The sequence below is a fragment of the Pantoea sp. Ap-967 genome, from assembly GCF_011752565.1.
Lineage (GTDB): Bacteria > Pseudomonadota > Gammaproteobacteria > Pseudomonadales > Pseudomonadaceae > Aquipseudomonas.
Genome location: NZ_VWXK01000001.1, coordinates 415671 through 428345, shown reverse-complemented (window position 1 = coordinate 428345; position 12675 = coordinate 415671). Strand labels below are relative to the sequence as shown.

The window sequence follows — 12675 nt, the reverse complement described above, 5'->3', positions numbered from 1 at the left end:
TCAAGTAAATATCCGGCTTGATCGGCTCCCCGATCAGGCCACGAGCGGACCTCAAGACCTATGCCCAACGCCGTAATCGAACAGATTGATGCCGTGATCGTCGACCTGCCCACCATCCGCCCGCACAAGCTGGCCATGCACACGATGCAACAACAGACGTTGGTCGTGCTGCGTGTGCGCTGCAGTGATGGCGTGGAAGGTATCGGTGAATCCACCACGATCGGGGGCCTGGCCTACGGCTATGAAAGCCCTGAAGGCATCAAGGCCAACATCGATGCCTACCTCGCACCCGCACTGGTGGGCATGGCTGCCGACAACATCAATGCCGCCATGCTCAAGCTGGACAAGCTGGCCAAGGGTAACACCTTTGCCAAGTCCGGCATCGAGAGCGCCTTGCTCGATGCCCAGGGCAAGCGCCTGGGGCTGGCGGTCAGCGAACTGCTGGGCGGCCGGGTACGCGACAGCCTGGAAGTGGCCTGGACCCTGGCCAGCGGCGACACCGCCCGCGACATCGCCGAGGCCCAGCACATGCTGGAAATTCGCCGCCACCGGGTATTCAAGTTGAAGATCGGCGCCAACCCGCTGCAGCAGGACCTCAAGCACGTGGTGGCGATCAAGCGCGAGCTGGGCGACAGCGCCAGCGTGCGGGTCGACGTGAACCAATATTGGGACGAATCGCAGGCGACCCGTGCCTGCCAGGTACTGGGCGACAACGGTATCGACCTGATCGAGCAGCCGATTTCGCGCATCAACCGCGGTGGCCAGGTGCGTTTGAACCAGCGCAGCCCGGCGCCGATCATGGCCGATGAGTCCATCGAGAGCGTCGAGGATGCCTTCAGCCTGGCGGCGGACGGCGCTGCCAGCGTGTTTGCCTTGAAAATCGCCAAGAACGGTGGCCCGCGCGCCGTGCTGCGCACCGCGCAGATCGCCGAGGCCGCGGGCATTGCCCTGTATGGCGGGACCATGCTCGAAGGCTCGATCGGCACGCTGGCCTCGGCCCACGCCTTCCTCACCCTGCGCCAGTTGACCTGGGGCACGGAGTTGTTCGGCCCGCTGCTGCTCACCGAGGAGATCGTCAACGAGCCGCCGCAGTACCGCGACTTCCAGTTGCACATTCCACGTACCCCAGGCCTGGGCCTGACCCTGGACGAACAGCGCCTGGCGCGCTTCGCCCGCCGCTGAACGGCCCCGAGCAGGCGCGGGCTTGGCCCGCGAATATCGGCAGGGCACGCGGCAGATCAACGATTCGTATAAGGAGAAACCCCCATGCTGTTCCACGTCAAGATGACCGTGAAACTGCCCGTCGACATGGCCCCGGCAAAGGCTGCTCAGCTCAAGGCCGACGAAAAGGAACTGGCCCAGCGCCTGCAGCGCGAGGGCACCTGGCGCCACTTGTGGCGCATTGCCGGGCATTACGCCAACTACAGCGTGTTCGACGTGGCCAGTGTCGAGGCCCTGCACGACACGCTGATGCAGTTGCCGCTGTTCCCCTACATGGACATTGAAGTCGAGGGTATGTGCCGCCATCCATCATCGATCCACAGCGACGACCGCTGATTGGGGCTCAGCGCTCCAGATACCTGACAACAACAATTCGAGGTAAGCATCGTGACCGTGAAAATCTCTCAAACTGCCGAGATCCAGGCTTTTTTCAATGAAGTGGCGGGCTTGGGCCATGCCCAAGGCAACCCACGTTTCAAGCAGATCATCCTGCGTATGCTGAACGACACCGCGCGCCTGATCGAAGACCTGGAAATCACCGAGGACGAGTTCTGGCACGCCGTCGACTACATGAACCGCCTGGGCGGCCGCAATGAAGCCGGCCTGCTGGTGGCGGGGCTGGGCATCGAGCATTTCATCGACCTGCTGCAGGAGGCCAAGGATGCCGAGGCCGGCTTGAGTGGCGGCACCCCGCGCACCATCGAAGGCCCGCTGTACGTGGCCGGTGCGCCCATCGCGCAGGGCGAGGCGCGCATGGATGACGGCCTTGATCCGGGCGTGGTGATGTTCCTTGAAGGGCAAGTGTTCGATGCCCAAGGTAAACCGCTGGCGGGGGCCACGGTCGACCTCTGGCACGCCAACACCCACGGCACCTACTCCTACTTCGATTCGACCCAGTCCGAGTACAACCTGCGCCGCCGGATCATCACCGATGCCCAGGGCCGCTACCGCGCACGCTCCATCGTACCGTCGGGGTATGGCTGCGATCCGCAAGGCCCGACTCAGCAATGCCTGGACCTGCTCGGTCGCCACGGCCAGCGTCCGGCCCATGTACATTTCTTCATTTCCGCGCCGGGGCACCGCCACCTGACCACCCAGATCAACTTCGCCGGTGACAAGTACCTGTGGGATGACTTCGCCTATGCCACCCGCGACGGGCTGATCGGTGACCTGCGCTTCGTTGACGATGCGGCTAGCGCGCGGGACCGTGGGTTACAGGGCGATCGCTTTGCCGAGCTGGCGTTCGACTTCCACCTGCAGGCGGCCCAGGCGCCAGCGGCCGAAGCCCGCAGCCACCGCCCGCGGGCGCTGCAGGATGCCTGATTCACGCGCTTGGATTTAGGTGAATCGAGCCAGGGCGCGATGCCGTTGTCAGGGCTGCCATGCGCCTGCCTTGAGAGGTGTAGCGCCTGTGAAATCGAGCGCCGCCCGCGCGGCGCTTCGCGAGCTGCGCTCGCTCCTACGTTTGTTTGGGCCAGTTATGCCTGTGAAATGCGCGCGCGACCGCCTTGTTTGTACGGCGCGATGTTACGCCATGCGCCAAAGCGTTCGCGCGCAAATGCCCCTGTTCCCACTGGCCCGAAACAAACGTAGGAGCGAGCGCAGCTCGCGAAGCGCCGCGCGGGCGGCGCTCGATCTCACAGGCGCTGAAAATCTGTTGGCGATCACCCGGAGGCCTTTACACAATCTCCTGTCATGCCCCCGGTCCATCTAATGCCCTATGTGAAAATACCCCCAAACGGCTGAAGCGCCGGTCAGGGCTGCCATGCGCCTGCCTTGAGAGGTGTAGCTTCACGGCTGTGGCGACCATATGCAAAACGCTGTCAGGCATGACCAATCCACAGCCAGCTGCCTGCGCCAGAATCCTCCCACGCCATCGAACCTGGCATGGCCTGCAACCCTGCTGGCCTCGTGACAACACATTCGCCAATAACAACAAAAAGGCGGGCCGACCCTGCGGTCCGCCAAGGGAGTTGCTTTGCCATGAAATCGTATCTGGGTACTGCGCTGGGGCGCTCTGTATGCATGTTGGGTGGGCTCTGGTGCTGTGCGGTACCGGCATTCGAGCTGGTCGATGGGCCTGACACCAAGCTGTCGTTGGATCTGGATGCCGTGCTGGGCGCTTTTCACAGCCAGAAGAACTACCAGGTTTGGGGTAACCGCGAGGCGGGTCACTCCAGCTGGCAGGAGGGCTACGTGAAATACGGGTTCAGCGGCAACCTCACGGGTGATGGCGTAGGAACCGTCTTCGGCAAGGCCAACAGAGTTGCATCGGCTACCTGGGGCGATGGCGATGCCGCAGGCTTCACCAATGGCAGTGAGCGGACAGACAAGTGGGAAGAAGCCTACGCCGGTTGGCGTTCGGCGGATCTCTTCCCCGTGTTGGGCCAGGATGGCATCGAGATTTCGGCCGGGCGTCAGGCGGTGTTGCTCGGTGATGGTTTCATCGTGGCCGGCGACGGCATCAGCGCCGGGCGTGGCCTGGCCGGTGATGCGTACAACCGCGGTGGCGGGTACTACATCACGCCAAGGCGGGCGTTCGATCAGACGCTCTGGGTCAAGCTCGGGGGTGACCAGGGCTTGCACGGCTCACTGGGCTGGTTCAAGTCCGACAACCCGATCCAGGCCAAGGTCGAGATGGCCTTTTCCACGCTTGAATACACCGGCGCTGCCGGCACGCTGGGGCTGACCTACCTGCATGGCCTTGGGGTCGACAAGCAGTTCGCCGTCGATGCACAGGCCGACCGTGACGGCATGGATGTGTACAGTATCCGGGCGGCTGGAAATGCCGGCGTCGAGCAGCTGTTCCTGTCCTCTGAACTCGGCTGGCAGAACACCCGACGCGGGAATGCCCAGGCAGGCTACGTCGAGGCGGCATGGACGTTCGCAAGCTTGCCCTGGCAGCAGACCCTGGGTTACCGCTACACCGAATACGGCGCGCATTGGGACTCCCTGCTCTACGGCTTCACCCGGGGCTACGGCACCTGGTTCCAGGGGGAGGTGGCCGCGAACTACGCAGGGCCATTCGGGGCCAATACCTCGATCCATCATCTCTATTGGCGCGCCCAGCCACATGAGCGCCTGGCGCTGAATGTGCTGGCCTACGATTTCCGTACGCATCGCCCCAATGGTGCGCCAGATACCTCCGGCCGCGAACTCGACCTGACGCTGGACTGGACGCTGACGCCAAACGTGGTGGTGTCGCCGATGCTTGGGTTGTACGACCCCAAGAAAGACGCAGCGCATGGGGGCCTCCAGGCCGGCGACAGCAACCTCAATGTCTACACGGCGCTCGTGATTTCTACTCATTTCTGACGCGGGGCCGCAGCCCCGATCCTGAACGCATGGCAGAGGCTAGGGCAGCTCTGCCATGCGTTTTCGTTTGTGCTCTGAGCGATTTTATTCGCAGACAATCGGCCTGCTCAAAGCGTTCGTTTATCGGACGTTTTTTACAACCATTCGCGCTAGGTCGAATCAGAATTTGGAAATATATAAATCAATAAATCCTTTTAAAATCAATGATATAGACTGGTTAACAATAATCATTAGTATTTTATCGGGTGGGATTTTTACAATAAATGTCGCGTGAATAATCAATTGACAATTCACGTAAATAATCGCAAATTTTGGCCATCGGCACATACAACAAGAGAGACATGCCATGCCGCCTGTTCAAGCCCCTTTCAGCGAAAGTGGTGCGTGCGTTCGTATCGAAAACACGGCCACACCTCAACCGATCATCGCTAGCGTCCGTTCCCCCAAGGGGTACGGCATTTCCCTTCCTGCCCCTCGTTCCAACCGTGCCTGAGACGGAGAAACTCTATGGATTCGCTATGCCTGCGTGCAGCGCCTGTGTCGGCGCTTGCCTCTGGTCCAGCCTTCGAGGCTTTGCTTGAAGGTGTTCGAGATCGTGCCCGACTGGGCGAGTTCGATCGTCAGCGCCACCTTTCCCGAGACGTGATCGATGCGTTCAAGGCCCATGGCGTGTACCGCGCCCTGGTGCCCCAACGGTTCGGCGGCCTGGAATGCTCGCCTGCACAGTTCTGCGAAATGATCGAACGCATCTCCCATGCCGACGGTTCCGCAGGCTGGGTGGCGAGCTTCGGCATGAGCCCGGTCTACCTGGCGGCGCTGCCGCTGGAAACCATTGCCAAGATCTACCAGCAGAGCCCGGATACGGTGTTCGCCGGTGGCATCTTCCCGCCGCAACCTGCCGAGGTCGTCACCGGCGGCTTCAAGGTCAACGGCCGCTGGAAATACTCCAGTGGCTCGATGGGCGCCGACATCATTGGCGTTGGCATTGCCCCGCGCAACGGCGACAAGCTGGACCTGCCGCGCCTGGCGGTGATGCCGAGCAGCCAGGCGCGCATCGAGGCCACCTGGGACACCGTGGGCCTGTTGGGCACCGGCAGCCACGACGTGGTGGTCGAGGATGTCGTGGTGGGCGAGGAGTGGACGTTCGTTCGGGGTGGCCAATCCAACCTCGATGAACCGCTGTTCCGCTACCCGTCCTTGTCGTTGGCCACCCAGGTGCTGTCGGTGGTCGGGCTGGGCGTGGCGCGTGCTGCGCTGGATGAACTGTCGGGCATGGCCAGCGGGCGGATTTCGGTCACCGGCGCGCCGGCGCTGGCAGACCGCCCTCTGGCCCAGGTCGATGTGGCCAAGGCCGAGGCTGCGCTGCGTTCAGCGCGGGCCTTTTTCTACGACTCCATCGAGCAAGCCTGGACGCACGTGCTGGCGGGTGACCCGGTGCCGGTCGAGGCCACCAATCTGCTGCGTTTGTCCTCCACCCACGCCACGCGCGTGGCTGCCGAGGTGGCGCGCAGCGCGCAGATGCTCTCGGGCATGACCGGCATCTACAACCAGAGCCCGCTGGCCCGCTGTGTCAACGACGCGCAAGTGGTTACCCAGCACGCCTTCATGGGCGATGTCACCTACCAGAACGCCGGAGCCATGTTCTTCGGCAAACAGCCCCTTCCGGGCTACCTGTAACTATCGGGACGACTGAAATGAGCGATAAGAAAGCGTTGCGCGTGCTGTTCTGCATGGGCATCAACCAGAACTTCTTCGATGCCCCGCGTGAGGAGCAACTGCAGGTGTGGGCCGCCTTCAGCGCGATGTGGAACGGCATTCATGACCTGGCCGGGGTCAACGTGCTCGGCAATATGGATGACGACCAGGGCATGGTCGGCCCATCCGATGGCTTCCCCTGGACCACCTACCTGCTGGCCGACGTGCCAGACATCGAAACCGTGCATGCCGCCTGCAACTTGTTCCGTACCACGGCGGTGGGCGAGGGGCCGTTCAAGCTGTGGCGCTATGCCAAGGTCGAGGCCCGTGTCGGCCGCGAACTGATTATCCAGCGCGCCTAACGAGAGGAGATATTCCCGTGACCAACCTGATTCCCGCCATCAACCTGGCAGTCGACCCAGCCGAGCTGGTGCAGGCCGACCGTGTCCACACCTCGCTCTACACCGACCCGGCGCTGTTCGACGCCGAGCTGGACAAGATTTTCCACAGCACCTGGATCTGGGTCGCCCACGAAAGCGAAGTGCCCGACGCCGGCAGCTATAAAACCACCTACATCGGCAAGCAGCCGGTGATCGTGGTGCGCGACCGCAAGAAAGGCATCAATGTGCTGCTCAACCGCTGCCGCCACCGTGGTGCCACCGTCTGCGAGCACAAGAAGGGCAAGACCAACAGCTTCGTCTGCCCCTACCACGGCTGGGGCTATGCCCTGGACGGCTCGCTGCGTGGCATCCCGCACCCGGAAAGCTACGGCGACTGCATCGACAAGGCCGAGCTGCCCCTGGTCAGCCTGCGCACCGAAAGCTACGCCGGCATGGTCTTCGCCACCTTCAAGGACGACATCGAGCCGCTGCAGGACTTCCTCGGCGCCGCGAAGAAATGGATGGACCTGTTCATGAAACAGGGCGCCGGCTACGGCATCAAGGTGCCGGGCGAGCACCGTTTCCGCTTCCCTGGCAACTGGAAGATCCAGCTGGAAAACACCACCGACGCCTACCACTTCCCGCTGGTGCACAAGAGCTTCCTGTCCTCGGTCGACGAGCAAACCCTGGAGCTGTTCGACTTCGTCAAAGGCCCCGGCTACGTCGAGGACCTGGGCAATGGCCACAGCGTGATGGTGATGATCCCCGAGCTGGTGGACCTTGAAGCGGACCTGGACAAGCCGATCCCCGAGCGCTTCGAAGCCCTGGCCGCCGAGCTGCGTGACGAAGGCATCGAGGAGCAGCAGGTGCGCCGTATCGTGCGCGCCGTCGGGGGTTCGGGCTTCAACCTCAACCTGTTCCCCAACGTGGCCTGCTCGATGGCGTTCTTCCGCGTGCTGCAGCCGATTTCGGTGAGCGAAACCGAAATCCACCACTCGGTGATCACCATGGACGGCGGCCCGGCCGCCGCCAACCGCTACCGCCTGCGCCTGCATGAGCACTTCCAGGGCCCGATGGGCTTCGGCACCCCGGACGATTCCGAGGCCTGGGAGCGGGTCCAGAAAGGCGCCAACGCCGGCGAGAACCTGTGGATCATGCTCAACCGTGGCCTGCCCGGCGAGAAGCCCACCCCTGATGGCCTGGTGTCCGATGTCAGTGCCGAAACCGGCATGCGTGCGGCGTACCAGCAGTGGAAGAAAATGATGACCGCGGAGGCCAAATGATGAACCTGAACCTGTTCAACGAAGTGACGGCCTTCATCTGGCAGGAAGGCGACATGCTCGACCACGGCGAGTACGACACCTGGCTCAACCTGTGGACCGCGAAAGGGACGTACATCATCCCCATCGACCCCAAGGAAACCGACTACGAAAATACGCTGAACTACGCCTACGACGACCACCACATGCGCGGCCTGCGCGTGCAGCGGCTGATCGGCGGCGAGTCGATCTCGACCAGCCCGCAGCCACGCACCGTGCGCACGATCTCGCGTATCCGCGTGCTGGGTGACGACGGCGTCAACGTCACCGTGCGCGCTGCGCAGAACATTCGCGAGTTCCGCAAGGAAAGCCTCAAGCACTACAGCGCCGACCTGACCTACACCCTGGTGCGCGGCGAAGGCGGTTTCAAGATTCACCGCAAGGTGATCAGCCTTATCAACAGCGACGATACCCTCGCCGGTATCGGCTACATCCTTTGAAGGAGGTGCTCATGAACCAAGTCGCATTGGTAACGGGCGCCGGGCAAGGCCTTGGGCAGCGCTTCTGCGCGCAGCTTCTGGCCGCAGGCTTCGATGTGGTGGTCTCCGACCGTGACCTGGCGCTGGCCGAAACCGCCGCCCGGGCGTTGCAGGGGCTTGGCGGGCGCACGCTGGCGGTAAAACTCGACGTGGCTTCGAAAGGCGATTTCGAGCAGGCGTTGGCACAGGTGCTGGAGCACTTCGGTGCCTTGCACGTGGTGGTCAACAACGCGGCGGTGACCAAGACCACGCCGCTGATGCAGATCACGCCGGAGGAGTTCGACGCGGTGGTCGGCCTGAACCTGCGCAGCGTGTTCCTGGGGTGCCAGGTGTTGGGTGCGCACATGGCCGAGGCCGGTTACGGGCGGATCATCAACATGGCCTCGCTGGCCGGGCAGAACGGTGGTACCGCCACTGGCGCTCATTACGCCGCGAGCAAGGGGGCGATCGTCACCCTGACCAAGATCTTCGCCAAGGAGTTTGCAAGCCGTGGTGTCACCGTCAATGCCATTGCGCCCGGGCCGATCGACTCGCCCGCGGTGCGGGCGGCGGTTCCGGCTGAGCGCATGGAGGGGCTGCTGGCCAATATCCCGGTGCAGCGGCTGGGCGATGCCGACTTCCTCGGCCAACTGATCGTGCAACTGGCGCGGCCTGAAGCCTACTTCACCACTGGGGCGACCTGGGACGTGAACGGCGGGCTGTTCATGCGTTGAATTTTCCGCGGGCGCCGGGGCGCCCGCGATGTAATACGAGACACCGCCATGAAAGAAGAACTGTTGAATGTAGTCGTGCGCAAGCGCGAAATCCAAGGGGCCGATGTCGTCGTCCTGGACCTGGGCCGTGCCGACGGCGCAGCGCTGCCGGCCTTTGACGCGGGTGCCCATGTGGATATCCATGTTGCACCTGGCCTGGTGCGCCAGTACTCGTTGTGCAGCGACCCGGCTGATCCTTCGGTGTATCGGCTGGGGGTGTTGAAGGACCCCGCCTCGCGCGGCGGCTCGCTGGGCGTGCATGAGGCCATGCAGGAGGGGCGTGAGGTGCAGATCAGCACGCCGCGCAACTTGTTCCCCTTGGCCACCGACGCCAAACGTACGCTTCTGCTCGGGGGCGGCATTGGTATCACGCCCATGATCGCCATGGCGTTCTCGCTGCATCGGCAGGGCGCCGAGTTCGAGCTGCATTACTGTGGCCGTTCACGCACCCACAGCGCCTTCCTGGATGAACTGGCCAATGCCCCCTTCAGCGCCAGGGTGGTCACCCACTTCGACGACGAGGATTCTGCCCAGCGCCTGGACCTGCCTGCAGTACTGGGCAGCGGTACCGCCGGGACCCACCTGTACACCTGTGGGCCGGCAGGCTTCATGGACTGGGTAATGGCTGGCGCGCGCCAGCAGGGTTATGCCGAAGACCATATCCACAAGGAGTACTTCCAGGTGGAGGTGGACGCCAGTGGTGGCGGTTTCGAAGTGGTTGCTGCGCGCAGCAACAAGACGGTTCAGGTTGCCGAAGGGCAGAGCATTCTCGATGCCTTGGCCAAGGTCGGTATCAAGATCGACATTTCCTGCGAGCAGGGCGTGTGTGGCACCTGCATGTGCGAAGTGCTCGAAGGTGAGCCCGATCACCGCGACGTGTACCTGACAGACGAAGAAAAGGCCGCCAACGACCAGATTCTGGTGTGTTGCTCGCGCGCCAAGTCCAACAAGCTGGTGCTGGATATTTGAGGAGAACGACCATGGTAGACGTAACCCAATTTCGCAATGCAATGGCGATGCTCGGTGGCGCCGTGTCGGTCATCACCACCGATGGCCCCGCCGGGCGCTTCGGCTTCACGGCCTCGGCCGTGTGCAGCGTCACCGATTCGCCACCCACCTTGCTGGTGTGCATGAACCGGTCTTCGTACTCCAACGAGCAGTTCAAGGCCAACAAGGCGTTGTGTGTGAACGTGTTGGCCAGTACCCACCAGGCGTTGTCGGGCGCATTCGCCAACCGCAACCTGAACATGGACGAACGCTTCGCCACCACGCACTGGACGGTGCTGGAGAGCGGGGCGCCGGTGATGCAGGAGGCCTTGGTGAATTTCGATTGCCGTATCGCCCAGGTTCACGAAGTGGGTTCGCACAGCATTTTCTACTGCGAGATCCAGGACATTCGCCACGGTGGCGCCGACGATGGGTTGGTCTATTTCAACCGTGCCTACCATCGCCTTGGAGACGCCTCCAAGGCCTGCTGACCGCGCAACAGGCTTGCCGTTTCGCCCAGTGGCTCGCTGGGTTTTTTTTCCCAGGCCCTAGAAGGTGTCGAGATTGTGAAACACCACTTCGAGCATCTGGTTCAGGCGCTGTACTTGAGCCTGCGTAAGGCCTTTGAAACTGCGCTGGAACAGCTCGCGGGTCACGTCCTGCATGCGTTCGATCATCAGCAGCCCTTGCTCGGTGATCTGCACCTGGGTGACACGGCCGTCTTCCGGGCTAGGGGCCGTTTCGACCAGGCCGTCGTCTTTCATTCGGTAGACGATCTTGGTGGTGGTGGAAAGCTTGGCGATGGCGTGGGTGGAGATTTCCGAAATGCTCGATTGGCCGTTCTCGTTGAGGATCCAGAGCACGCGCCAACGGGGCACGTCCAGGTCGACCTTCTTCAGCAGGCGTTCCATGTTCTGGGTGTAACGCCCGTGAACGCGGGCGAGCCAGTAAAACGGGAAATCTTCCTTGCGAAATTCATCGCTGGCAGGGTCGTGGTGAGCATGGCCTTTGGGTTTCGAGTTACTCATGGGGTCACTACGTGTGCGGAAATAGTCGCGCCATCATAGCCGGTTCAGCGAATTTGGCCATCTTCAAGGGCCCTGGCAATCGGCATTTGCAGCGCGATTTTATTGGAATATTCAGTTGACATTTCATGTGAATATTAATTGTGTCACCCGCCGGATTGCTCCGGCGCTCATTCATGAAAAGGGCGGCTCAGAATGACAATTATCGTTGAAACCCTTGACCTGGGTGGCACTGGCCTGCGGGTCGTTGTCAAGGACACCATCGACGTCGCCGGGACCGCAACCCGGGCATCGAGCAAATCGCTCGAACAGGCGCCGCTGGCCGCGCAGCATGCTGATGTGGTGGCCAACCTGCTGGCCGCCGGTGCCCGCTTGACGGCCAAGGTGAGCCTCCATGAGCTGGCGTTCGGCACAACGGGCATCAACCACTACACCGGCACCGCCATGAACCCGAAGTACCCTGGGCGGATTCCTGGCGGATCGTCCAGTGGTTCGGCGGCGGCGATTGCCGCTGGCCTGGCTGATTTCAGCCTGGGTACCGACACGGGCGGTTCGGTGCGCATTCCAGCCTGCTGCTGTGGGGTGTTCGGTTTCAAACCTACCTTTGGCCGGGTCAGCCGCAAAGGCGTGATGCCCAGCCGCACCAGCCTCGACTGCGTTGGGCCGTTCGCCGCAAGTTTGCCGATGCTGGTGCGTGCCATGACCCTGATCGACCCCACGTTCGTACCGGCCCAAGTGCCGCGTGAAGCCAGGGTGGGGGTGCTTCGGGTAACCGCCGAGGCGGCGATCCAGAAGGTTGTGCATGGCGCACTCACTGCCAGTGGCCTGAGCCTTGGCAATGTCGAGTTCAAGCACTTCGGTGCGGCCTACGATGCCGGCATGGTGGTCATCAACCGTGAAACCTTCGATGCCTGTGGCCATCTTCTGGCAACCGGCAATGTTGGCGCAGATATCGCCGGGCGGCTGGCAGCGGCGGGGCAAACGACCGACACGGCGCTGGCCGAGGCAGAGCAGGTGCGGCGGCGCTTCACCGAGGAGGTGGACCTTGCGTTGACCCGATTCGATGTCCTGGCGCTGCCAACCATGCCGGATTTTCCGTTGCGTATCGAAGACGCTGGCGATACACGGGCTGTGCTCGGCATGACGTCGCTGGTACGGCCTTTCAACCTCTCCGGCCATCCCGCACTGACCATCCCATTGGGCAGCGAGGCGGGCCTGCCGGTGGGGCTGCAGCTCATCGGCGCCAAAGGCGCCGATGAAAAGTTGCTGGCCGTTGCCGAACGCTTGCTGCAGAACATCCATGGGTAGGTGCGAGCGCAGCCCGGTGTGTTGAGCCGCGAAGCGGTAACCCTGGGGCCGCTGCGCGCCCCATCGCGAGGCGCCAGATTGCGTTTTCAAGCGCGCACGCTGCACCTGGTAGGAGCGAGCGCAGCTCGCGATGGGCTGCAAAGCAGCCCCGGCGTGATGAGCCGCGAAGCTGCAACCTTGGGGCCGCTGCGCGC

The 12675-nt window shown here is 62.7% G+C and carries 13 protein-coding genes; 12 read left to right on the top strand and 1 reads right to left on the bottom strand.

The genetic code is table 11. The annotated features are described in order from the left end of the window. The first annotated feature begins 60 nt into the window (after positions 1 to 60). The 11 genes from F3J45_RS02105 (at position 61) to F3J45_RS02055 (ending at position 10639) form a co-directional block, all read left to right on the top strand. On the top strand, positions 61 to 1182 hold the full coding sequence (locus F3J45_RS02105) for a muconate cycloisomerase family protein (RefSeq protein WP_167056523.1): 1122 nt from the start codon (positions 61 to 63) through the stop codon (positions 1180 to 1182). A gap of 84 nt (positions 1183 to 1266) precedes the next feature. Beyond that, positions 1267 to 1557, top strand: coding sequence for a muconolactone Delta-isomerase (gene catC, locus F3J45_RS02100; RefSeq protein WP_167056520.1), 291 nt, complete (start codon positions 1267 to 1269; stop codon positions 1555 to 1557). Positions 1558 to 1605: 48 nt separating this feature from the next. After that, a complete protein-coding gene (catA, locus tag F3J45_RS02095) occupies positions 1606 to 2544 on the top strand; it encodes a catechol 1,2-dioxygenase (protein ID WP_370526192.1) in 939 nt (312 codons plus the stop codon). Positions 2545 to 3204: 660 nt separating this feature from the next. Continuing rightward, the gene (locus F3J45_RS02090) at positions 3205 to 4536 is read left to right on the top strand and encodes a hypothetical protein (RefSeq protein ID WP_205300346.1); all 1332 of its coding nucleotides are present in this window, start codon (positions 3205 to 3207) and stop codon (positions 4534 to 4536) included. Between the two features lie 507 nt (positions 4537 to 5043). Then, positions 5044 to 6213, top strand: coding sequence for an indole-3-acetate monooxygenase (gene iacA, locus F3J45_RS02085; protein ID WP_167056514.1), 1170 nt, complete (start codon positions 5044 to 5046; stop codon positions 6211 to 6213). 17 nt (positions 6214 to 6230) lie between these two features. Continuing rightward, entirely contained in the window at positions 6231 to 6593 is a 363-nt protein-coding gene (locus tag F3J45_RS02080; RefSeq protein WP_167056511.1) for an IacB protein, read from the top strand. Positions 6594 to 6604: 11 nt separating this feature from the next. Next, entirely contained in the window at positions 6605 to 7894 is a 1290-nt protein-coding gene (locus tag F3J45_RS02075) for a Rieske 2Fe-2S domain-containing protein (protein WP_370526191.1), read from the top strand. Next, positions 7891 to 8370 carry an aromatic-ring-hydroxylating dioxygenase subunit beta gene (locus F3J45_RS02070; RefSeq protein ID WP_240164499.1) on the top strand — a complete coding sequence of 160 codons (480 nt, stop codon included), beginning with the start codon at positions 7891 to 7893 and terminating at the stop codon, positions 8368 to 8370. Before F3J45_RS02075 ends, F3J45_RS02070 begins: the two co-directional genes overlap by 4 nt. Positions 8371 to 8381: 11 nt before the next feature. Next, a complete protein-coding gene (locus tag F3J45_RS02065) occupies positions 8382 to 9122 on the top strand; it encodes an SDR family NAD(P)-dependent oxidoreductase (RefSeq protein ID WP_167056506.1) in 741 nt (246 codons plus the stop codon). Positions 9123 to 9170: 48 nt separating this feature from the next. Then, positions 9171 to 10130: a PDR/VanB family oxidoreductase gene (locus tag F3J45_RS02060; protein ID WP_167056503.1), complete on the top strand. Its 960-nt coding sequence runs from the start codon at positions 9171 to 9173 to the stop codon at positions 10128 to 10130. Positions 10131 to 10141: 11 nt separating this feature from the next. Next, positions 10142 to 10639 carry a flavin reductase gene (locus F3J45_RS02055; RefSeq protein WP_167056500.1) on the top strand — a complete coding sequence of 166 codons (498 nt, stop codon included), beginning with the start codon at positions 10142 to 10144 and terminating at the stop codon, positions 10637 to 10639. A gap of 57 nt (positions 10640 to 10696) precedes the next feature. Here the strand turns inward: F3J45_RS02055 and F3J45_RS02050 are convergent, their stop codons facing one another. Continuing rightward, positions 10697 to 11176 carry a MarR family winged helix-turn-helix transcriptional regulator gene (locus F3J45_RS02050; protein WP_167056497.1) on the bottom strand — a complete coding sequence of 160 codons (480 nt, stop codon included), beginning with the start codon at positions 11174 to 11176 and terminating at the stop codon, positions 10697 to 10699. A 192-nt stretch (positions 11177 to 11368) separates the two neighbouring features. Here F3J45_RS02050 and F3J45_RS02045 point away from each other — a divergent pair, with 192 nt between their 5' ends. After that, positions 11369 to 12481, top strand: coding sequence for an amidase (locus F3J45_RS02045; RefSeq protein WP_167056492.1), 1113 nt, complete (start codon positions 11369 to 11371; stop codon positions 12479 to 12481). Positions 12482 to 12675: the final 194 nt, after the last annotated feature.